Genomic DNA, 21281 nt, shown 5'->3' with positions numbered 1-21281 from the left:
GCGTCAGTTCGTCTGCAGCACCGGCAGGGCGGGGGCGCCCGTCGGCAGCATGTGCTTGGCCGCGAGAACCGGGGTCCCGTCGACCCGTACCACCTGGGTGACAAGCACCGCCGGCGTGTCCGCGGAACGGCCGAGCTGCTCGCCCCTGCGGCGGCCGAGCAGCGTCGCCGTGACCGCGCTGTGCGCGGCCAGCGGGACGCCCCGCGAAGCCCCCGCGAGCACCGCCAGCATGGACGTGCGGTCCGGCGCCGGCACCGTGCGCAGTGCCTCGGCGAAGGCCGGATGCGTCCGGTCCAGGACGTCGTCGGCGGCGGCCCACTCGTGGCTCAGGGCCGCGGGCCCCGCCTCCCCCGCCAGCACGGACTCCCAGAACCGCAGCTCGGCCCCGGCCGGGGCGAGCAGATGCTGGGTGGTGAAGTCGGTGGGCTCCTCGACGGACCGGAGCAGCCCGCGCACCCGCAGCGGTACGCCGGCCCCGAGCAGCTCCTCGAGGGCCTGGACGTGCTCGAAACCGCGCCGCGGCGGGTGCGCGTTGACCGTGCGGCCCACCCCTCGGCGTACCGTCAGCAGCCCGTCCTCCTGGAGCAGCAGCAGCGCCTCGCGCAGCGCCGGGCGGCTCACGCCCAGTTCGCCGGCGAGCTTCGGCTCGGACGGCAGGGTGGAGCCCGGCGGATAGGTGCCGTCGTGGATGGCGTCCGCGATCCGTTCGTAGAGCGCGACGACGGGTCGACGCTGCTGTCCGCCGGCTGCCACGGATCCTCCTCGTGCTGGTGCCCGTGCGGTGCCGCTGCCCGGGGCCTCTGCCGCATCCTCTGTCGCGTCCTCTGACAGGACCACCGTAGCGGCCCGGCGTTGTCTGACAAGTCACTCGTACGGACCGTCCGCCGCCCCCGAGCGCGGGCATCGGCCCATCCTGGGGGGACGTACGACGGAGGGAAGGGCCCGGCCATGAGCCCCAAGGAGCCAACGAACACGGGCGGGGGGATCTTCGTCTTCGAGAACACCCGCCATGTACGGATCCGGCTGCTGGTCCCCGAGGCCGGCACGGTCCGCGGCCATGACGCGGCGGCCAGGAGGCGCAAGTGAGGCGGGCAGCCGTCGTGGGCGCGGGGGCGGTCCTCGCCCTGTGGGCCGTGGCCGTCGGCTCGGCGGAGCCGAGGACGCGGGCGGGGGCGAGGGCGGGCGAACCCGCCGCGCCGGGCGGAAACCCGCCCGCACCGGGCGGAAACCCGCCGATGCCCGACCTCCTCGGCCTCGGCCTGTGGCGCGTCTTCACCACCCTCACCCCACGCACCCGCCTCGACGTCCACGACGTGGGCGGCGACGACCGCCGCGTGCTGTGGCCCCCGAACTGGCACGTCTGCACCCAACACCCACCCCCGGGCACCGCCCGGGACCCGCGCGGCCGCGTCGTGGTCGGCGTGGCAAAGCACGGCGAAACCTGCCCACCCCGCGTCGCCACGTCCCGCCGCTGAGCAACGTCGCCCTTGCCGTCGGGCTGCCGTACGGGGACCCTGGCCGTTGGGGCGGCCCCCCGGCGCCCGGCGGCCCGGGCTGGGCGCCTCGGCGCGGGTCCCCCCGGCCCCGGTTCCCCGGCCGGGCCGTCCCTGGCCTCGGGCATCGGCCCCCGGCCGCCGCCTGGGCCCCGGCCGCCGCCTGGGCCCCGGCCGCCCCGGCCTTGGCGCCGCACCCCCAGGCCCCGGCCCCTCGGTTAACGGGGACGGCCACGGGCCCCGTCCCCGGGTAGCCGTCCCGGCCACGGGCGTCGGCACCCGGCGGCCGCCCCCGCGGCCCCCGCCTCACCGGGGCGCCGCCACGGCCCGCCCGCCCCGCCGGGCGCCCACGCCGCGGCCCGCCCTGCGGCGGCACCGCACCTGCGCCCGCCCCCGCCGGGGCGGCCCGCGCCGGTCCCCACCCCGCCCGCCCGCGCGGCGCCGGAGGCATCGGCACCGCTAGCCTGGGGGTATGGCCGACGATCTTGGTTCGTATCTTGCCGTGGGGCCGCGCGTCGGGTTGCGGGCGTTCACACTCGGGGACGGTGAGGAGTTCACCGCGCGCGCCCGGGAGAGCCGTGCGCTGCACGAGCCGTGGCTGTTTCCGCCGCGGACGACCGAGGCGTACGCCGCCTACGCGCGGCAACTGATCGACGACCCGGCCAGGGCCGGCTTCCTCGTGTGCGAGCGGGAGGGCGGCGGGATCGCCGGGTTCGTGAACATCAACAACATCGTCCGGGGCGCCTTCCTCTCCGGCGCGCTCGGTTACGGCGCGTTCGCGCACGCCGCCGGGCGCGGGCTGCTCTCGGAGGGCCTCGGGCTCGTTCTCACGTACGCCTTCGGGCCGCTCGGGCTGCACCGGCTGGAGGCCAACATCCAGCCCGGCAACACCGCTTCCCGCGCGCTCGTACGCCGCGCCGGCTTCCGACTCGAAGGGTTCTCGCCCGCGATGCTGTTCATCGACGGGGCGTGGCGCGACCACGAGCGCTGGGCCACCACCGCCGAACGGTGGCCGGGCCCGGCGCGCGACGCTCAGCGCTTGTAGTTGATCTTCATCGTGTCCATGTCGGTGACCGTGGACCTCAGGCCGCCGAACCCGTGGCCCAGCTCCCTCAGCGCCGTCTCCACCCGGTCCTCCGCGATCGCCCCGGCCATCTCCTCGCCGTCGGCCGCGTCGGAGACGACCACCACGCGGTACGAGAAGTGCTTCAGCGTCCGGTCGTAGGCGAGCGACCCCCGCTCCGTGAACTCCATCGCCAACAGGCCGTGTTCGTCCACCTCGGCGAGCAGTCGCCCGCGACTCTCCTCCGACAGCCCCTCGAACGTCCCCCGGACGATCACCCGGTAGGTGTGCCGCTCACTCATGTCCCGCGCCTTTCTCGTCGCCGGCACACACCCTACGGCGGCAGGTGTAGACCGCAACGGAATTTCCCGGCCGGGTGAGCGCGGGCCGGAGGCCCGTTGTCCACCCCCTGGCCAGCAGTGGTTCCGCCGTGTTCCATGGTCGGCATGACGACCGTACGACGTGCCGTACTCACCCTGCCCGCGGCGCCGTTGGGCCCGGACAACCCCCTGCCCGCCCTGCGTCTCCTCGGCGGCCCCGGAACCCCCGCGGTCGACGAGCGCGATCGGGCCGAGCTGCCCCGCGACATGGCCCGGCAGCTCGGCCACGCCCCACTGCGCACCCTGCTGCCCACCCGCGTGCGCGACGGCTACGGGCGCGAGCGCACCCTCACCGAGTTCGACGCGCTCGTGATCGAGAACGACCGGCTGCGCGTCACCGTCCTGCCGGGACTCGGCGGCCGCGTCCACTCCCTGCTCCACAAGGTGACGGGACGTGAACTCCTCTACTCCAACCCCGTGTTCCAGCCCGCCGCCTTCGCCCTCAACGGCGCCTGGTTCTCCGGCGGCATCGAATGGAACATCGGAGCCCGCGGCCACGGCGCCCTCTCCTGCGCCCCGCTGCACGCGGCGGTCGTCCCGGCGCCCGACGGCGGCCCGATGCTGCGGATGTGGGAGTGGGAACGGCTGCGCGACCTGCCGTTCCAGGTCGACCTGTGGCTGCCCGACGGCGCCGAGCACCTGCGCGTCGGTGTACGGATCCGCAACCCGCACGAGCGGGCCGTGCCCTGCTCCTGGTGGTCCAACACCGCCGTCCCCGAGGACCGCCGGATCCTCGCCCCCGCCGACTCGGCCTGGCACTTCGGGTACGCCCGTGCCCTGCGCCGGGTCACCGTGCCCCGTACCGCGGACGGCGTCGACCGCACGTACCCCCTCGAGAGCACCCACGCGGCCGACTACTTCTACGCGCTGCCGGACGGGCAGCGGCGCTGGATCGCCGCCCTCGACACCGACGGCGGCGGCCTCGTCCAGACCTCCACGGACCGGCTGCTCGGCCGCAAACTCTTCGTGTGGGGCACGGGCCGCGGCGGCCGGCGCTGGCAGGAGTGGCTCACCGAGCCCGGCACGCCCGGATACGCCGAGATCCAGGCCGGACTCGCCCGTACCCAGCTCGAGCACCCGACCCTGGAGGCGGGGGAGGAGGTCTCCTGGCTGGAGGTGTACGCGCCGCTGACCGCCGACCAGGCCGCCGTGCACGGCACCGACTGGGCGGCGGCCCGCGCGGGCGTCGAGGACGCCCTCGAACGGGCGGTGCCGCGCGCCGAGGTCGACACGGCGTACGAGCGGTGGCGCGCCGCCGCCGACACCGCACCCGGCCCGCTCCTGGCGACCGGATCCGGCTGGGGAGCGCTCGAAGTGCTGCGCGGGGGTTACGCGTTGCCGGGCACCCCCTTCCCTCCGTCCCTCCTCGGCGAGGAACAGCGGCCGTGGGTCACCCTGCTGCACACGGGCGCCCTCCCGGACCCGAACGAGGACGCGGACCGGGAGACGGGTCCGGGGCGGCGGTCGGACGGGGACCCGGCCCCTCGGGGCGGCGGCGCGCGCTGGTCGACCCCGGTGTCCGGCGCCTGGCGGGACATGCTGGAGACCGCCCCGGCCGACCCGGTCACCGAGTACCACCTGGGCATCGCCCAGTGGGCGGCGGGTGACCTGGCCCAGGCGGTACGGAGCTGGGAGCGCGGCCTCAAGAACGCGGCCGAGCGCTGGCCGCTGCTCTACTGCCTGGCCGTGGCCGACCGGGAGGGGGGCCATCCGGAACGGGCGGCCGAGCGGTACGAGGAGGCGTTCGACGACCACGAGGGCGGCGACCCGCTCGTCACCGTCGCCCTCGGGCGTGAGACGGTCGCCGCCCTCCTGGACACTGGCCACCCCGAGCGTGCCCGCGCCGTCCTCGCCCGCCTTCCGCAGGACGCCCGGGCCCGCGGCGCCTTCCGCTTCCTGGAGGCCAGACTGCTCCTCGCGGAGGGCAGGAAGGCGGAGGCCCGCGCCGTGTTCGACGCGGGCTTCGAGGTCGCGGACCTCCGTGAGGGAGCCGAGGAACTGGGCGCACTCTGGGCCCGCCTCACGGACGAACCCCTTCCCGACTTGTACGAGTTCCGTATGCACAGCGACTGACCACCCAGGTCCGGACCGCCTCTGGCCCGGCCGCATCCTGTCCGGGCAGCCGGGGCCGGACCGTGCCGGCCCCTGGCGGCGGCCGGTCGGCGGTGGTCCCGGTCGTCAGACCCGGCACAGGATCTCGCCGTGCGGCACCATGAACCAGGCGTCGGGCTCCCGCCCCCAGGCGCGCCAGGCGTCGGCGATCGCGGCCAGCTCCTCCGGGCTCGTGTGGCCGCCCTCGACCGCCAGCCGGGCGTACACCGACTCGGTGGTGCGGTCCGCCCACAGGCCGCTCCACCAGGCACGCTCCTCCGGCGTGGCGAAGCACCAGGCGCCCGCCGAGGAGGTGACGTCGGTGAAGCCGGCCTGGCGGGCCCAGGACAGCAGGCGGCGGCCCGCGTCCGGCTCGCCGCCGTTGGCGCGGGCGACCCGCCGGTACAGGGCCTGCCAGCCGTCCAGGGCGGGCGCCTCCGGGAACCAGACGAAGGCCCCGTAGTCGCTGTCCCGGGCGGCCACCACTCCGCCCGGCCGGCATACGCGGCGCATCTCCCGCAGCGCCCGCACCGGGTCGCCCACGTGCTGCAGCACCTGGTGGGCGTGGACGATGTCGAAGGAGTCGTCGGGGAAGTCCAGCGCGTGGACGTCGGCGACCGCGAACTCCACGTTGTCCAGCCCCCGTTCGTCGGCCACCGCCCGGGCCTTCGTCAGGACGTCCTCGGCCGCGTCCACCCCGGTCACCCGTCCCGGCGCGACCCGCGCGGCCAGGTCACCGGTGATCGTGCCGGGCCCGCAGCCCACGTCCAGGACGTCAAGTCCCGTCCGCAGTTCGGGAATCAGATAGGCGGCCGAGTTCTCGACGGTGCGCCAGCTATGCGACCGCAGGACGGACTCGTGGTGGCCGTGCGTGTAGACGGCGGTCTCGTGCGTCATGACCTGACTCCCTTGAACGAGTGGGTGCGATCACCGTACGCCGCTCATTCGCATACTGAGACCCCGTTCTCATGATGTGGACCGGCGGGAGGAATGCGGCTGCAGTGGACGGGAGTTGGAAGGGGCTGTGTGAACGGCTCCAGCACCTGGCGGTGCCACTCCCAGCGCCGCTCGCCGTCGTGGAACACCTCCGTCGGCGCCAGCCCCGCCGCCGCGGCCACCGCTGCCGAGGCATGGTGCTCCGGATGCACATGCGCGACGAGCCGCGGCACGCCCCGCTCGCGCAGCCAGCCGGTCAGGACCACCGCCGCCTCCCGGGCGAGCCCGCGCCCCTGCCACGGCGTGCCGACCACCCACGCCACCTCGGCCGAGCCGGGCGTCACCGTGACCTGCACCGTGCCCACCACCACCGCCACCGCGTCCGCCACCGCCACCGCGTCCGTCACCACCTCCGGCTCCGCCATCCCCGTCCGCTCCTCGTCCTCGCGCAACCGCAGCGTCCAGTTGCACCAGGAGACGTCCGGATCCGGCGAGCCCGCGAGAAGTCGCGCGTAGCGGGCGCGGAGCTCGGGCTCCGGGAGCGGGGCCCCGCCGATGAAGGCGTGCAGGGCCGGGTCGGCGAGCGCCACGGCCAGTTCGGCGGCGTCGTCGAGCCGCAGCGGCTCCAGGTCCAGACGGACGCTGCGCAGCGGGACCGCGGTGATCCGGTTCGATTCGGGTGCTCTCATCCGTACAGTCTCCCCAGCCCCCTGGTACCCCGAGTTCGCCGCGCAAGCGGCGAAACCTCCCTAACCTCCGTATAAAGGGCACAGGGGCGTCGATGGCGGACGCCCCGGACAAGGAGCGGCCGCGGGCGCGAGGAGGTTCGGGACATGCGGCGGGACGTGCGGCGGACGGCCCCGGAGGGCCGCGGCCCGGTGCGCTACGGGCCGCCGGCACCCGAGCCCGGGCTCCCCGTGCTGCCCGGACTGGCCGCCCTCCTGGCCGCCTCGGCCGACCGGCGCACCCCGGAGCCACCCGGCGGCGGGCCCGTCCTGCGCGAGGCCGCCGCCGGCTACTGGTGGCGGCGCGGACTGCGTACCCACGCCGAGGACGTCGTCGCCGCCCCCGGCGCCCCGCCGCTCCTGCTGGCCCTCATCGCCGCCCACGACGGCGACCTCCTGCTGCCCCGCCCGTGCCCCGCCTGGTGGAGCCCGCAGGCCCGGCTGCTCGGCCGGCCCGCCTACCTCGTGCCCACGCCCGCCGAGTGCGGCGGCGTCCCCGACCCCTTCGCCCTCCTGGAGACCGTCCGCCGGGTCCGCGCGGAGGGCGGCGACCCCCGCCTCCTGCTGCTGTCCGTCGCCGACGACCCCACCGCCACCGTCGCCCCGCCCGAGCTCGTCCGCGAGGCGTGCGAGGCCGCCGTCGCCGAGGGGCTGCACATCATCAGCGACGAGACCTGGCGCGACACCCTGCACCGCCCCCAGGAGACGGTGCTGGTCAGCCCCGCCGAGATGTGCCCCGACGACGTCACCGTCCTCACTGACCTGGCCGGCGCCCTCGCCCCCGCCGCCTGGCCCCTCGCCGTCGCCCGCTTCCCGCCCGCCGCCGCCGCCGCCCGCGCCGGTGGCCAGGGCGGCGGCAGGCCCCGCACCCTCGACGTCCTCACCGCGCTCGGCGCCCTCGTGCCCGGGCCGTTCGCCCCCGCCGCCGCCCACGCCCTCGACGAACCCGAGGACGTCACCGTACGGGCCCGGCTCACCGCCCATCTCCACGGGCGGGTGGCCGCCGCCGCCCACCGCGCGGTGCTCGCGGTCGGCGCCCTCGCCCGGCCCCCGCAGGCCGGCCGCCACCTCTACGCCGACCTGGGCCCGCTGCGCGCCGGGCTCGCCGCCCGGGGCGTGACCGACTCGCTGGAACTGGAGACCCACCTCACCGAGCGGCTCGGCACCCCCGTCCCCGGCGGGCACCGCTTCGGCGACGAACTCGGCGCGCTGCGGGTCCGGTTCGACACGGCGGCCTTCCTGGGGGCCACGGAGGAGGAGCGGACCACGGCCCTCACCGCGCCGCGGCCCGAGGAATCGCCCCACGTGGCGGACGCGTTGAAGTCCTTCGGAGCCGCCCTCGACGAACTGAGCGGGTGACGACGGGTGACGCCGGGTGACGCCGGGTGGCACCCGATGACATCGGACGACACCGGATGACATCTGGTGGCCGCGAGGAGGTGATCCGGAGGGCCCGGGCGGGAAGGCGGAAGGACGGCACAGCGCGGACGGCAGGGCACGGACGGCACGTACGGCACGGACGTACGGCAGGGACGGCACGGCACGGACTGCGCCGCACAGACGGCAGGCACGGACCAGACGGAACAGACGGAGGCGCAGAGATGACGGAACAGACGGCCCAGCCACCCCGGGCCCCGCACTCCGCCCGTACCCCCCAAGCCCCGCATCCCTCCACCCGGCTCCAGTCCGTCGGCCGGCTGCGTCACGACTGGCCCCGCAGCTTCGCCGACCGGCTGACCGCGCCGCTGCCCGGCGTACGCGCCATGGCCCGGCTCGCCCGCGAGGGCGCCGTGCGCCCCGGGCCCGACGGGCTGCGCGACATCCCGCTGCTGCCGTTCTCGCCCGGCCCGCTGCCCGAGGCCGGGCCCGACACCGTCGCCGTCACCTGGGCCGGCCACGCCAGTTGGGTGCTGCGGATCGGCGGCCTCACCGTGCTCACCGACCCCGTCTGGTCCCGCCGCATCCTCGGCACCCCGGCCCGGATCACCCCCGTCGGCGTCCGCTGGGAGGACCTGCCCCGGGTGGACGCCGTCGTCATCAGCCACAACCACTTCGACCACCTCGACGCCCCCACCCTCAAACGGCTGCCCCGCCACACTCCCGTCTTCGTGCCGGCCGGCCTCGGCCGCTGGTTCACCCGCCGCCGCTTCACCCGTGTCACCGAGCTCGACTGGTGGGAGGCCGCCGAACTCGGCGGCGTCCGCTTCGACTTCGTCCCCGCCCACCACTGGTCGAAGCGCACCCTGCTCGACACCTGCCGCTCCCTGTGGGGCGGCTGGGTGCTCACCGACCGTGCCGGGCACCGGACCTACTTCGCCGGCGACACCGGCTACGGCCACTGGTTCGGCGAGATCGGCCGCCGCCACCCCGGGATCGACCTCGCCCTCCTGCCGATCGGCGCCTACGACCCGCGCTGGTGGCTCAGCGACGTCCACACCGATCCCGAGGAGGCCGTCCGCGCCTTCCAGGACCTCGGGGCGCGCCGGATGGCACCCATGCACTGGGCCACCTTCGTGCTCTCCTCCGAACCCGTCCTCGAACCGCTCACCCGCGTCCGGGCCGCCTGGGAGAAGGCCGGCCTGCCCCGCGAGGACCTGTGGGACCTCCCGGTGGGCGGCTCACGGGTGCTCGTCCCCTGACCCGGAGGGGGTGTCCGGGCCGGAGGATGCCTCCGAGCCCGAGGAGCCGCCCGAGCCCGAGCCGGAGTCCGAGTCCGAGGAGGCGCCCGAGCCCGAGCCCTGGGGGGCGTCCGGGCTCGGAGCTGACGGGAGCTCGCGGTGCCCGCCGCCGCGCACCCGGCGCCACAGCGACGGCACCGCGCTGACCAGCACGGTCAGCACCACCGCGGCCACCACGCCCTGCCACGGCTCGGGGAAGAGTGAACCGCCCAGGATGCCGATGAGCTGGTACGTCGCCGCCCACGCCAGACACGCGGGCAGGTCGCCCCGCGCGAAGCGCCGCAGCGGCATTCCGGCGAGCAGGCAGGCCAGCATGACCGGGATCCGCCCCGCCGGCACCAGCCGCGAAAGCACCAGCACCGACACCTGATGGCTCTCCAGCCGCTCCTGCGCCTGGGCGAGGCGCTCCGGCGTCACCCGGCCGCGCAGGGCCGCCAGCCATCGCGAGCCGTTGCGGGACCGGACCCCGCGCCGGCCCAGCCAGTAGAGCGCGAGATCGCCGACGAACGCGGCGAAGGACGCCACCAGGAAGACGAAGAGCAGCGCGAACGGCGAGGTCTGATGGAAGGCCACCACCGCCGCCGAACTCACGATCGCGCCCGTCGGCACCACCGGCACCAGGGCGCCGAGCGCCACCAGCAGGAACAGGGACGGATAGCCGACGGCCTGCTGCGTCGACTCCGGCGGCAGCTCCCGCACCGCCGCCAGGAGCCGGTCGATCACCGGGCGCCCCCCGCCCACGCGGCGAAGCCGCGCGGAGCCACCCCGCACCGCACACGAGCACGCCCCACCGCCCCGCGCCCCCTCACTCCACGCCCCACCGCCCCGCGCCGCACCGCCTCGCGCCCCACCGCCCCGCACCGCGCGCGAGCACCCCGCCCCGCCCCGTCCTCATCGCGCCACCTCCGGCCGGACCCGTTCGCCGTGCGCGAGCAGGTGGACCGCGACCTTCGGGGCGAGCCGGGAGGCGTGCCGGACGAACTCGTGGCCCGGGGAGTGGAACTCGTACGGCCGGATCGCGTCCATGCCGATCGGCCAGTACGTGCCGTAGTGCACCGGCACCGCGGCCGCCGGGGACAGAGCGGCCAGCGCCTCGGCGGCGCGGCCCGCGTCCAGATGGCCGTGGCCCAGATACGGGCCCCAGCCGCCGACCGGCAGCAGCGCCACGTCGACCGCGCCGACCGCCTCCGCCATGCCGTCGAACAGGCCGGTGTCACCGGCGAAGTAGGTGCGGGCCTCGCCCTCCACCACGTAACCGAGCGCGGGACAGCGGTGCGGTCCCACCGGGAGCCGGCGCCCGTCGTGCAGGGCCGGGACGGCCCGTACCGTCACGCCCTCGACGGACACCTCGTCCCCCGGCGCCAGCTCCGTGAGCCGCAGCCCCCGGTCGACGAGCCGGCGCAGGGCCGGTACGGCACGGGGCGCGCCTGACGGCACGATGAGACGGGTGCCCGGGGCGAGCCGGGCGAGCGAGGGGAGATGGAGGTGGTCGGCGTGCAGGTGCGAGACCAGCACGGCCTCGGCCCGCGCCGCCTCCGGTGGCGGGGGCGCGCCGCGACGGCGGCGCAGATGCGCGAGCCGGCGCGCGAAGAGCGGATCGGTCAGGAAGCGGACCCCGGAGTCCTCGACCGTGCACGTGGCATGACCCCACCAGGTGACCTCCACCGCCACGCCACCTCTCTTCCTCCGCCGCCGTCTCCCGCCCACGGATCTCGACTCTCGACTCTCGACGCCCGACGCTCGACTCTCGACCATAACGCGGAGGCCGCCCGGAACGAGGGGAAACGTCCGTGGCCGGTCTTCGCCGGAGCGCCGCACTTGGTATACCGAAACCCTCCTCGGGCGCCGTGCGACGCAGTAGGGTCGCCCCATGGACGACGTTCGGGTGGCGGCGATCGCCAGCCTCACCCCGCTCGAAGAGCTCGACGAAGACCCCTTCCTGGTCGACACCCGCAGCCAGCACGCCATGTGCGTCCGCTGGGCCGGCGACAAGGGTTATGTGGTGACGCGGCAGCTTTCCTGCTATGGCATCAGGCCCGACCACCAGGCGCTGTGGGCGGACGTCGAGGAAGGCGCCGTCGACCTCTTCGTGGCCCCGAACGAACGCGTCCTCGCCCGCGCGTTGACCGACGTCCGCGCGTTCTTCGCCGAGTGCGAGCGGCGCGGGGTGCGGCTCGAGACGGCGGGCCTCGACGAACCGGCGTACGACGCTTCGATGAAGGCCGGCGTGCACCGCAGGCTCTCCATGCCCACCGCGGGATACGACGGCTCCTGAGCCCGCGTCGGCACCCGCGCCGACAGCACCTGCCCGTAGCGCGCGCCGGCAGCATGCGCCGGCAGCGCACGCCGAAACAGCATGCGCCGGCAGCGCGCACCGAAACAGCACGCGCCGACTGCGCCCGTCGCACACCTGTCGCCCCGCCCCGCCGGGTGCCCGTTGTGCCACGCTGGGGGCAGGAATCGGGTGAAAGGCGAACGAGGCGTGGGTGAAGGGCGAGGACGGATCCCCGCCCGCTGGCGGAGCGCGGGCCGCGCCCTGCTGCGGGTGATCACGGTGTGGGCGGTCTCCACCCTCACCCTGCTCGCCCTGGCCGGTCTCCTCCCCGACTTCCAGCTCCAGTCGCCCGACGGCGACAGCGTCACCCGGACCGCGCTCACCGCCGCCTGGGGCGCGGGCGCCTTCGGTCTGCTCGGGGCCCTGGTGTGGCCCCTCATCGTGCGGGCCCTGCTCCTCGTACCGGCGCTCGTCCTCGGCCTGTTGGTCTTCTTCCTCAACGGCTCGCTGCTGCTCGTCGCGCTCTGGCTGATCCCCGACGGGCGCGGCGCCGCCGACCCCGAGACCGCCGTCGTGGTCGCCGCCGTGATGTCGGCGGTCGCCTCGGCCACCTCCACCGCGCTCGCCGTCCACGACGACGACGCCTACCGGCGCCGCCTCTACCGGCTGACCGACCGCACCCGCCGCCGGACCGCCCACGGCGGTGCCGAACCCGTACCCGGCACCGTCTTCCTGCAACTCGACGGCGTCGGCCACCGGGTGCTGTGCGACGCCGTCGCCGCCGGCCGGATGCCCACCGTCGCCGACTGGCTCGCCACCACCCACGCGCTCACCTCCTGGCGCACCGACTGGTCCAGCCAGACCGGTGCCAGCCAGCTCGGCATCCTGCACGGCTCCAACGAGGACGTGCCCGCCTTCCGCTGGTACGAGAAGGACACCGGCCGGCTCATGGTGTCCAACCGGCCGGCGAGCGCCGTGGAACTCCAGCGCCGCGCCGTCGCACGCACCGGCGACGGCGGGCTGCTCACCCTCGACGGGGCCTCCCGCGGCAACCTGTTCAGCGGCGGCGCGGACCAGCTCGCGCTGGTCCTGTCGATGGCCGCGCGCCGAGGGCGGCGCAACCGCTCGCGCTCGGGATACTTCGCGTACTTCTCCGACCCCGCCAACGCCGTCCGCACCGCGGGCTCCTTCGTCGCCGAGGTCCTGCGCGAGATCGTCCAGTCGACGCGGGCCCGGCTCCGCCGCGACACCCCGAGGGTCTCGCGCGGCGGCCTCTATCCCTTCGTACGGGCCTTCGCCACGGTCGTCGAGCGGGACGTGGTGGTCGCCGCCGTCATGGGCGACATGCTGGCGGGGCGGACCGCCGTCTACGCCGACCTCGTCGCCTACGACGAGGTCGCCCACCACTCCGGGCCGCAGGGCCCGGACACCGACCAGGTCCTCGAACGGCTCGACCGGGCGATCGCCCTGATCGCCGAGGTCGCCGAGCACGCGCCCCGCCCGTACCGGATCGTGCTGCTCTCCGACCACGGGCAGAGCCCGGGGGAGACCTTCGCGTCCGCGTACGGGCTCACCCTGCGCGAACTGGTCCGCGTCGGCTGCGGCCTGCCCGTGCCCCGCCGGGTGGGGCGCACCCCCTGGGGGCATCCCCGGACGGAGCCCGGGGGAGCGGCCTCGGAGGCTAGAGACGCCGCCCGCGACGCGCTGCGCAGCGTGCTGCACCGGCCCGTCGACGACCAGGGGAAGGACGAGGCGGAGGCCGAAGCCGAGGCGGCGGCCGTGGCCGCGGCCCGCGCTCCCGAGCCGATCGTGCTCGCCTCCGGCAACCTCGGGCTCGTCTCCTTCCCCGGCGTCCCGCACCGGATGACCCGCGAGGAGATCGACCGGCTCCACCCGGCGCTGCTGCGCACCCTCGCCCACCACCCAGGGATCGGCTTCCTGCTCGTCGCGAGCGAGGAGCACGGCTCGGTGGTGCTCGCCCGGGACGGCGTGGAGGTGCCGGTCACCGCACTCACCGAGGGTCCCGAAGCCGCCGAAGGGTACGGGGGCGCCGCCGACGGGCCGCTCGCCGTCTTCGGGCCGGGAGCGGCCGAGGCGGTGCGGCGCACCGACGGCTTCCCGCATGTCGCCGACATCATGGTCAACTCGATGTACGACCCGGAGACCGGCACGGTCCACGCCTTCGAGGAGCAGATCGGCTCGCACGGCGGCCTGGGCGGCGAGCAGGGACGCGCCTTCCTGATGTGGCCGCGCGAGCTGTCGGCGCCGCCCGAGGACCTGGTGGGCGCCGAGCAGGTGCACCAGGTGCTGCGCGGCTGGCTGAGGGAGGGGCACGGCCCCCAGGTGCCCCTGGAGATTTCCCCGCCGAACGGCCGTACGGAAGCACTTCTTCCGGTTGACGGGCCCGCCCTGCCGGACAAAAACGGGTGATTTGGCGCCCCGTCTCACCTACCGGACCATGGGTGCGTTTGTACGACGAGAGGCGCACCACCCCCCATGAGCACGGCCCCCACCAGCCCCGCCCCCACCGGCACCGGTTCCGCCCCCGCCCTCACGCCCGCAGAGGGGCAGCCCAGCCGCCACGCCCGGCGGTTCGGACTCCCCGTAGCCACCGCGCTCGTCATGGGCAACATCATCGGCGGCGGCATCTTCCTCCTCCCCGCCTCCGTCGCCCCCTTCGGCACCATCAGCCTCGTCGCCTTCGGCATCCTCACCCTCGGCGCGATCGCCCTGGCCCTCGTCTTCGGCCGGCTCGCCCACCGCCTCCCGCAGACCGGCGGCCCCTACGTCTACGCCCGCGCCGCCTTCGGCGACTTCGCCGGCTTCCTCGCCGCGTGGTCGTACTGGATCACCGCCTGGGTCTCCAACGCGGCCCTCGCCGTCGCCGCCGTCGGCTACCTCGACGTCCTCGTCCCCCTCCACGACTCCAAGGCCGCCACCATCGGCGCCGCCCTGCTGATCCAGTGGCTGCCCGCGCTCGCCAACCTGGCCGGCACCCGTTACGTCGGCGCCGTGCAGATCGTCGCCACCGTCCTGAAGTTCGTCCCGCTGCTCCTGGTCGCCATCGGCGGGTTCTTCTTCTTCGACAGCGCCAACCTCGGCCCCTTCCAGGCCACCGACGGCAGCGCGCTCGGCGCGGTCTCCGCCTCCGCCGCGATCCTGCTCTTCAGCTACCTCGGCGTCGAGTCCGCCGCCGTCAGCGCCGGCGAGGTCCGCGACCCGCGCCGCAACGTCGGCCGTGCCACCGTCCTCGGCACCCTCGGCGCCGCCGCGCTCTACCTGCTCGGCACCCTCTCCGTCTTCGGTACCGTCGCCCACGACAAGCTCGTCACCTCCACCGCGCCCTTCTCCGACGCCGTGAACGTCATGTTCGGCGGCTCCTGGGGCGGCGCGGCCGTCGCCTGCATGGCGCTGGTCTCCATGGTCGGCGCGCTCAACGGCTGGACCCTGCTCAGCGCCCAGGCGCCGTACGCCGCCGCCCGCGACGGACTGTTCCCGAAGGTCTTCACCGTCAAGCGGCGCGGTGTGCCCACCGTCGGCGTCCTCGCCACCGTCGTACTCGCCTCGCTCCTGACGGTCTACAACTACACGGCCGGCACCCAGGGCGTCTTCGAGATCCTCGTGCTGATCACCACCTTCACCGCCACCGTGCCCTACCTGCTCTCCACGGCCGCGCAGATCTACTTCCTGCTCTCGGGCCAGTCCGAGAAGGTCTCCCGCGCCCGCCTCGTCCGCGACGGCGTCCTCGCCCTCGCCGCCTTCGGCTTCTCCCTCTGGCTCGTCGCCGGCTCCGGCTACGCGGCCGTCTACCAGGGCGTGCTGTTCCTCTTCGTGGGTGTGCTGGTGTACGCGGCGATGGCGGCCCGCAGGGTGCGCGGGGCGGCGACCGCCGGCTGAGGTCGTCCGGACGTGCGTCCGATGCCCTCGATGCCCTCCGGTGCGGTGAAAAGCGGGCCGGGAGCGTAGGCCGCCCGGGCGGATCTTCCGGCCAGGACGGCAGACGGGTGTCCGCGGCGGGCAGTACGGATCTCCATGAGACCCCTCGCCCGGTTCCCGCTCGCGGTGCTGCTCGTGCTGGCCGCGCTGCTCGGCGTGGGATCCGGAGCGGGTGCCGGGATCGCCGAGGGCGAGTCCCGGATCGTCTCCACGGCGGCCGAGCCGGGCGCGGAGACCCAGGAGACCGCCGAGACCGAGGCGACTGCGCCCGCCCGCGCGGTCCGGCGGCCCGCCGTGCCCCGCGTCCCATGGCGCCCGGCGCCCGACCGCCGCCCCGTCCTCGTGTCCGTACCGCCCGAGCGCGGCGACGCTCCCCGGTCGGCGGTGATGCGGTGCTGAGAGGTCCGACCTCTCCCGCACCCTTCACCCCCCACCGACGCAAGGAGCTCCACCATGCCCGTCGACCCCTTCGCCGTGCTCAACGCCCTGCTGCGCGCCGAGGCGTCCCGCCAGAACCACCGCGGTGAACGCCCCGAACCGGAACGGACGGCGGAACCGCCCGCCGCCCGCACGACCGCACCGGTCCGGTCCGCCGAACCGGAGGGCCGGGCGGACTGACCGGCCGGAGTCGCAGGGATCCGCCGGAGTCTGCGGCGGATCCCGGATCCAAAATATTGGATCCGAAATGCCGGATCCGAAGCCCCGATGCCTCATAGTCGGATCCGAAATATTGGATCCAAAATATGGGATCCCTTGATCGGATCCAGGATCCGATCAGGCCGCCGGCACCGGCTGAAGCTCCCGCTCCGCCCGGCCGTGCAGGCCCACCAGCGCCGTCACAGTGAGCGCGAGGGCGGCCAGGGAGAGCAGCGCCGGGACCAGCGTCACCACAGGCCCCGCCACCAGGCAGCAGACACTCCCGACGAGGAGGGCCACCGGTCGGGGTCCGGAGGACCGCAGCACGATCGCCGCGGTGCCCAGCAGGAAGACGCCCACCCCGCCCGTCAGCGACCAGGCCACCGTCCCGTGCAAGGGCTCGGCCAGGCCGTAGTGGCCCGTGTCGGCGACCTGGGTGAGGACCTTCTTCATGCCGAGCGCGCACAGCACCACGCCCGCCACCAGCGGCAGGTGCAGGAAGGTGTACACGTCCCGGGCGAAGCGCGTGCGGTCGTCGCCGTCCTGCGCCGCGAGCCGGTGTTCGGCGATCTCGCCGATCCGGCGGAAGTACAGCGCCCACAGCCCGGCCGCGAGCAGCAGCCCCGCCGCGCACGCCCCGATGACCGTGACCGTCAGCGGGAAGCCGGACACGCCCACGCCCATCGCCAGGAACGACTCGCCGAGGGCGATCATCAGGATCAGCCCGTGGCGTTCGGCGAAGTGGCCGGGGGAGTTGACCCGCCAGCCGGACGAGCCGGTGACGTAGATGCCGCCGTAGTCGATCGCCACCGCCCCCAGCCACAGCAGCAGCCGCACGTTCCCGTCGTACGCGCACCCCACGAGGAGCAGCACAAGCGGCGGGAGCACCGAGGCCAGCGCGGTGCGCCGCAGCGTGGCGCGCAGCGCCGCGTCACCCCGGCCGGAGAGCCAGTACGAGACGAGATGCAGCACCCGCACCGCGCCGTAACAGACGACGAACACCAGTGCCGCCGGCAGCCCGCCCGGCGCGTCCGCGAAGACCTCGGGCACGTCGAGCGAGACCACGAACACCACCGTCATCACGGTCACGAACACCGCGAACAACGCGCCCGAGTCCGCCCGCACGACATTGCCCAGCCAGGCGAAGGCGCACCAGCACCACCACAACAGCGCCAGCACCGCCATCGCCCCGACCACCCGCACCGGCGAGGGAGCGGCCGCCATCAAGGCCGTGACCTGCGTGATCGCATACACGAAGACCAGGTCGAAGAAGAGCTCCGCCGGCGTGACCTTGTGGTCGTCCCCGGTCGCGACCAGCCGCGACCGCTCCTTGCGCCTCACGGCACACCCCCTGTACGAGCGGGCCGGCGTCCCCCGGCCGTCCAGCCGCGAAGAATACCCAGCCACCGCCCCCACCCCCGGGCCGCCCCGGGCCCGCACCACCTCCCGCATTACCTCCCGCGTAATCGACCCGCTCCGCCCGCCCCGGCATGCTCGTGGTCACCGGGGTCCGGGCGGCGCACTCCGCCCGGGCGCCGGGTTCCCGAACGTCAGTTACGCCTCACTGGAGGGTGATCCGCCATGTCCCAGACCCTGCTCGCCGGTCTCTCCCGCACCACCCAGCCGCGGTCCATGGTGCGCCGGTTCCTCGCCCTCGACGCCGTCGTCACGGGCGGCAACGGGCTCGCCTACCTCGTCGCCTCCGGGCCGATCGGCGCGTTCCTCGGCGTCGACCGCGGCCTGCTGATCGAACTCGGCGTCTTCCTCACCGTGTTCGCCGCCGGCGTGGCCTGGCTGGCCAGCCGCCCGCAGCCGCCCGCCCTCGGTGTGAAGGCCGTCGTGGAGATCAACCTGCTGTGGGCGGCGCTCAGTGTCGTCGCGCTCGCCGCCTGGCTGGAGCCCACCACCGCGGGCGCGGTGTGGACCCTGATGCAGGCCGGCTCCGTCGCCGGCTTCGCCCTGCTCCAGTGGACCGCCCTGCGCGCCGCTACCCGTTGAGGGTGCGCTCCTTCACCGTCTGCAGATACGCGACCGTCGCCGGGTCGGCCGGGAGGAACGTCTCGATGGCCAGCTCGGCGACCGTCACGTCCATCGGCGTGTTGAAGGTGGAGATCGACGACACGAACGACAGCACCTGCCCGTCGTGCTCGATCCGCATCGGCAGCGCGAAGTACGGGTACGGCTCCGGATCCTCCCGGTCCTCCGGATCGGCCGCCGCCCCCTCCGGCAGCGGATAGGCCGCCACCTCCTCGTACAGGGCGCGCAGTGACTCCGACCGGGCCAGCCCGATCTGGCGCTCCATCTGGGCCAGCAGATGCCCCCGCCACTCCCGCAGATTGCGGATCCGCGGCGCAAGCCCCTCCGGGTGCAGCGTGATCCGCATCGCGTTCAGCGGCGGCGTCAGCAGGTGCTCCGGCAGCCCCGCCATCAGCATCCCGATGCCCTGGTTGGCCGCCACCACCGTGTAGGAGCCGTCGACCACGAGCGCGGGATAGGGCTCGTATCCCTGCAGCAGCCGCTCGATCCCCTCGCGCAGCGTCTCCAGCTCCGGCGCGTCGAGCGGCGACTCGGTGAAGCGCGGGGCGTAACCGGCCGCCAGGAGCAGGGCGTTGCGATCCCGCACCGGTACGTCCAGGTGCTCGGCCAGCCTGAGGATCATCTCCTCGCTGGGGCGCGAGCGGCCGGTCTCGATGAAGGAGATGTGCCGGGCGGACGACTCCGCCCGCAGCGCCAGTTCCAACTGGCTCAGCCGCCGCTGCTCGCGCCAGCCGCGCAGCAGCGGACCCACACCCGTGTCGGTCACGACAGTTGTCATGGCCAGACGGTATCCCAGAGGAGGACCCGGGTAGCTTTCCCCGGGACCGCGCCGTCATCACGCACCACCTTCACCAGCCGTACGACCGGAGGGAGCACCACGTGCCCACACAGCCCCTGTCGCAGAAGGAGATCGAGGACCGCCTGCGAGAGCTGCCGGGCTGGTCCGTCGAGGGCGACCGGCTCACCCGCGGCTATCGCCTCCCCGACCACTTCGCCGCGACCGCGCTCGTCGTCCACGTCGCCCAGATCCAGCAGGAGCTCGACCACCACAGCGATCTGACGCTCGGTTACAACACCGTCGCTCTGGCGGTGAACACCCACTCGGCCGGCGGGGCCGTCACCGAGAAGGACTTCGAACTGGCCGAGCGCGTCGAGGCCGTGGCACCCGGCCACGGCGCGAGCTGAACCGGCCGCCGCCCCGATAGGCCCCCGACGTACGATCTCGCCCATGGGGGAGACGATTCTCGACTACGAGGCCGAGGCCGCGCGTTACGACGAGACCCGTGGCGGCGTGCCGCGCGCCGAGGCCGCGGCCGACGCCCTGCTGCGGCTGCTGCCGCCCGGCACCCGCACCGTGCTCGACCTCGCCTGCGGCACCGGCCTCGTCACCGAACGCCTCGCCCGGACCGGCCTCGCCGTCTACGGAGCCGACGCCGCCCATGCGATGCTGCGCACCGCCGTCGGCCGCGTCCCGGGCCGCGTCGTGCGCGCCGACGCCCGCCGGCTCCCGCTGCCGGACGGCTCGGTCGACGCCGTCACCGCCGTCTGGCTGCTGCACCTCGTGCCCTTCGCCGACGAGATCGTCGCCGAGGCGGCCCGGGTGCTGCGGCCCGGCGGCGTGTTCGTCACCACTGTCGACAAGGACGCCGCCCACGACGTCGGCAGCGACATCGACGCGCTGCTCCGCCCGCACCGCGCGCCCGGGGCCGGCTCCGACCGCGCCGACCGCGTCACCGCGTACGCCGCCGCCCACGGACTGAGCCCGGCGCCCGGCGCCACCTTCACCGGACACGGGCAGGGCACCACCCCGCGCCGCACGGCCGAGAAGCTGCGCGGCGGCTACTACGCCTCCTGGTTCCGCGGCATGGCCGCCGACGTCGACGCCCTGTGCGCCGCCCTCGCCGCCCTGCCGGACCAGGACCGCCCCCGCGCCGACCCTGCCTACCCGCTGGCCCGCTACGTCAGGCGCGGCTGAACTCCATCACCCAGTTCGTCACCCACGCCTCCGTGCCGGCCGGCGCGAAGGACTGCTCCCAGCGGGCCGCGTCGGCCGTGATGCCGGACCAGCGGAACCGCACCCGCACCGGTCGCCCCGCCGAGACGTCGTCACCGAAGAACTCACCCGTGCCGTCCGCGCCGAACCGGCCCCGCACCGCCGGCTCCAGCCTGCCGGTCCGGCTCGCCGACCAGTTCAGCGTCCACTCGCCGGTCTCCGGCTCGTACAGCCGCAGCGTCAGACCGCTGAAGCCCTTCGAGGGGAACACGATCTCGTCGACGTGCGCCCGGCCGTCCCAGAACAGCCGGCCCGTCGTGTGCCCGTCGAACACGTCCCAGCCGCTGTCCGGGTCGAGCGGTTCCGCCAGCCGGCGGTTGCGGACGGTGAACCGGCCGTCGAGGAAGCCGAAGCCGAAGCCGGAGCTGGGGCCGGAGCCGGAGCCGGAGTCGGAGCCGGGGGCGGAGTCGGGCCCGCCCCCCGACCCGGGCCCCGGGCCGAGGTCGGAACACGACCCGGAGCCGGGCCCCGAGCCGGCGCCGTCGCCGCTCATGCCCGCACCTCCGTCGTGCCGGAACGCAGCGCGTCCCGGACGTAGCCGGCGAGGTCCGGGGTCTCGGGCGCGAGCACGTGCCGCGCCCAGGCCGCGCGCTCGTGGCCGAGCGGGGCCAGCTCCCACACGCACCCGATCCAGTTCCGCGCGCCCGGCGCGGTCCGTACGAAGTGCGTCGGGTCCAGATCCGGGCAGTCGAGGGCCGGCTGCCCCGCCGCCGCGCCGGAGAAGTGCAGCACGTTGTCCCACACCCAGCTATAGACGTTCAGATACGCGCCGGTGTCACCGCCCCGGTGCAGCACGGCGAAGCTCGCCGCCGGGGTGCCGTCCGGCTCCGGGAGGAGCTCGGGCAGCAGCGCGTACGCCGCCTTCTCCACCTCCGGTGCGATGCCGGCCGGGTCGGCGGTGACGTGGTAGCGCTTGACGTGCCGGCCGCCGACGACGACCGGCTCCTGTACGAGGAGGTACTTCTCTGCGAAAGCCAT

24 protein-coding genes are annotated in these 21281 nt (G+C 74.9%); 14 read left to right on the top strand and 10 right to left on the bottom strand.

From position 1 onward, the window contains the following. Positions 1-3: 3 nt before the first annotated feature. Complete coding sequence (locus ABZ135_RS07110; protein WP_356692649.1) at positions 4-753, bottom strand: GntR family transcriptional regulator; 750 nt, start codon at positions 751-753, stop codon at positions 4-6. A gap of 195 nt (positions 754-948) precedes the next feature. Between ABZ135_RS07110 and ABZ135_RS07105 the strand changes: the two genes are divergently transcribed. From ABZ135_RS07105 to ABZ135_RS07095, 3 genes are all read left to right on the top strand, one after another. After that, positions 949-1086, top strand: coding sequence for a hypothetical protein (locus tag ABZ135_RS07105; protein WP_356692647.1), 138 nt, complete (start codon positions 949-951; stop codon positions 1084-1086). Then, a complete protein-coding gene (locus ABZ135_RS07100; RefSeq protein ID WP_356692645.1) occupies positions 1083-1475 on the top strand; it encodes a hypothetical protein in 393 nt (130 codons plus the stop codon). The genes ABZ135_RS07105 and ABZ135_RS07100 overlap by 4 nt, the downstream gene beginning before the upstream one ends. A gap of 490 nt (positions 1476-1965) precedes the next feature. Next, on the top strand, positions 1966-2538 hold the full coding sequence (locus ABZ135_RS07095) for a GNAT family protein (protein WP_356692643.1): 573 nt from the start codon (positions 1966-1968) through the stop codon (positions 2536-2538). Here the strand turns inward: ABZ135_RS07095 and ABZ135_RS07090 are convergent. Beyond that, on the bottom strand, positions 2526-2858 hold the full coding sequence (locus tag ABZ135_RS07090) for a DUF6204 family protein (RefSeq protein WP_356692641.1): 333 nt from the start codon (positions 2856-2858) through the stop codon (positions 2526-2528). The two genes, ABZ135_RS07095 and ABZ135_RS07090, sit on opposite strands and share 13 nt — an antisense overlap. Positions 2859-3002: 144 nt before the next feature. Here ABZ135_RS07090 and ABZ135_RS07085 point away from each other — a divergent pair, with 144 nt between their 5' ends. Next, positions 3003-5009 carry a DUF5107 domain-containing protein gene (locus tag ABZ135_RS07085; RefSeq protein ID WP_356692639.1) on the top strand — a complete coding sequence of 669 codons (2007 nt, stop codon included), beginning with the start codon at positions 3003-3005 and terminating at the stop codon, positions 5007-5009. Positions 5010-5114: 105 nt separating this feature from the next. Here the strand turns inward: ABZ135_RS07085 and ABZ135_RS07080 are convergent, their stop codons facing one another. Continuing rightward, positions 5115-5924, bottom strand: a complete 810-nt coding sequence (locus ABZ135_RS07080; protein ID WP_356692637.1) for a methyltransferase domain-containing protein — start codon at positions 5922-5924, stop codon at positions 5115-5117. Positions 5925-5968: 44 nt separating this feature from the next. Beyond that, complete coding sequence (locus ABZ135_RS07075) at positions 5969-6652, bottom strand: GNAT family N-acetyltransferase (protein WP_356692635.1); 684 nt, start codon at positions 6650-6652, stop codon at positions 5969-5971. A 144-nt stretch (positions 6653-6796) separates the two neighbouring features. Here ABZ135_RS07075 and ABZ135_RS07070 point away from each other — a divergent pair, with 144 nt between their 5' ends. Together ABZ135_RS07070 and ABZ135_RS07065 are read left to right on the top strand one after the other, a co-directional pair. Next, positions 6797-8047: an aminotransferase class I/II-fold pyridoxal phosphate-dependent enzyme gene (locus tag ABZ135_RS07070; protein WP_356692633.1), complete on the top strand. Its 1251-nt coding sequence runs from the start codon at positions 6797-6799 to the stop codon at positions 8045-8047. 242 nt (positions 8048-8289) lie between these two features. Continuing rightward, on the top strand, positions 8290-9327 hold the full coding sequence (locus tag ABZ135_RS07065; protein WP_356692631.1) for an MBL fold metallo-hydrolase: 1038 nt from the start codon (positions 8290-8292) through the stop codon (positions 9325-9327). Here the strand turns inward: ABZ135_RS07065 and ABZ135_RS07060 are convergent. Continuing rightward, positions 9307-10065: a VTT domain-containing protein gene (locus tag ABZ135_RS07060; RefSeq protein ID WP_356692718.1), complete on the bottom strand. Its 759-nt coding sequence runs from the start codon at positions 10063-10065 to the stop codon at positions 9307-9309. The two genes, ABZ135_RS07065 and ABZ135_RS07060, sit on opposite strands and share 21 nt — an antisense overlap. A gap of 192 nt (positions 10066-10257) precedes the next feature. Beyond that, positions 10258-11037 (bottom strand): MBL fold metallo-hydrolase, encoded by a 780-nt coding sequence (locus ABZ135_RS07055; protein ID WP_356692629.1) that lies wholly within the window; start codon positions 11035-11037, stop codon positions 10258-10260. A gap of 199 nt (positions 11038-11236) precedes the next feature. On the opposite strand from ABZ135_RS07055, the gene ABZ135_RS07050 reads away from it, so the two are divergent. The 5 genes from ABZ135_RS07050 (at position 11237) to ABZ135_RS07030 (ending at position 16195) form a co-directional block, all read left to right on the top strand. Next, a complete protein-coding gene (locus ABZ135_RS07050) occupies positions 11237-11641 on the top strand; it encodes a recombinase family protein (protein WP_356692627.1) in 405 nt (134 codons plus the stop codon). Positions 11642-11848: 207 nt separating this feature from the next. After that, on the top strand, positions 11849-14071 hold the full coding sequence (locus tag ABZ135_RS07045) for a phage holin family protein (RefSeq protein WP_356692625.1): 2223 nt from the start codon (positions 11849-11851) through the stop codon (positions 14069-14071). A gap of 66 nt (positions 14072-14137) precedes the next feature. Continuing rightward, positions 14138-15538 carry an amino acid permease gene (locus ABZ135_RS07040; protein ID WP_356692623.1) on the top strand — a complete coding sequence of 467 codons (1401 nt, stop codon included), beginning with the start codon at positions 14138-14140 and terminating at the stop codon, positions 15536-15538. Positions 15539-15673: 135 nt separating this feature from the next. After that, positions 15674-15976 carry a hypothetical protein gene (locus tag ABZ135_RS07035; RefSeq protein WP_356692621.1) on the top strand — a complete coding sequence of 101 codons (303 nt, stop codon included), beginning with the start codon at positions 15674-15676 and terminating at the stop codon, positions 15974-15976. A 54-nt stretch (positions 15977-16030) separates the two neighbouring features. Continuing rightward, complete coding sequence (locus ABZ135_RS07030; RefSeq protein ID WP_356692619.1) at positions 16031-16195, top strand: hypothetical protein; 165 nt, start codon at positions 16031-16033, stop codon at positions 16193-16195. A 156-nt stretch (positions 16196-16351) separates the two neighbouring features. Here ABZ135_RS07030 and ABZ135_RS07025 read toward each other — a convergent pair whose 3' ends face one another. Next, positions 16352-17554: a low temperature requirement protein A gene (locus tag ABZ135_RS07025; RefSeq protein WP_356692617.1), complete on the bottom strand. Its 1203-nt coding sequence runs from the start codon at positions 17552-17554 to the stop codon at positions 16352-16354. Positions 17555-17794: 240 nt separating this feature from the next. Between ABZ135_RS07025 and ABZ135_RS07020 the strand changes: the two genes are divergently transcribed. Then, on the top strand, positions 17795-18211 hold the full coding sequence (locus ABZ135_RS07020; RefSeq protein ID WP_356692615.1) for a hypothetical protein: 417 nt from the start codon (positions 17795-17797) through the stop codon (positions 18209-18211). Here ABZ135_RS07020 and ABZ135_RS07015 read toward each other — a convergent pair. After that, positions 18201-19028: a helix-turn-helix transcriptional regulator gene (locus ABZ135_RS07015; protein WP_356692613.1), complete on the bottom strand. Its 828-nt coding sequence runs from the start codon at positions 19026-19028 to the stop codon at positions 18201-18203. The genes ABZ135_RS07020 and ABZ135_RS07015 overlap by 11 nt on opposite strands. Before the next feature lie 101 nt (positions 19029-19129). Between ABZ135_RS07015 and ABZ135_RS07010 the strand changes: the two genes are divergently transcribed. Beyond that, positions 19130-19435 carry a 4a-hydroxytetrahydrobiopterin dehydratase gene (locus tag ABZ135_RS07010; RefSeq protein ID WP_356692611.1) on the top strand — a complete coding sequence of 102 codons (306 nt, stop codon included), beginning with the start codon at positions 19130-19132 and terminating at the stop codon, positions 19433-19435. A gap of 43 nt (positions 19436-19478) precedes the next feature. Then, complete coding sequence (locus ABZ135_RS07005; RefSeq protein WP_356692609.1) at positions 19479-20225, top strand: class I SAM-dependent methyltransferase; 747 nt, start codon at positions 19479-19481, stop codon at positions 20223-20225. Here the strand turns inward: ABZ135_RS07005 and ABZ135_RS07000 are convergent. Next, entirely contained in the window at positions 20212-20796 is a 585-nt protein-coding gene (locus tag ABZ135_RS07000; RefSeq protein WP_356692607.1) for a hypothetical protein, read from the bottom strand. The two genes, ABZ135_RS07005 and ABZ135_RS07000, sit on opposite strands and share 14 nt — an antisense overlap. Next, on the bottom strand, positions 20793-21281 hold the full coding sequence (locus ABZ135_RS06995; protein WP_356692605.1) for a hypothetical protein: 489 nt from the start codon (positions 21279-21281) through the stop codon (positions 20793-20795). The genes ABZ135_RS07000 and ABZ135_RS06995 overlap by 4 nt, the downstream gene beginning before the upstream one ends.

The organism is Streptomyces sp. NPDC006339, assembly GCF_040612775.1.
Taxonomy (GTDB): domain Bacteria; phylum Actinomycetota; class Actinomycetes; order Streptomycetales; family Streptomycetaceae; genus Streptomyces.
The sequence above is the reverse complement of the archived record's forward strand: the minus strand, read 5'-3'. Positions and strand labels throughout refer to the sequence as shown.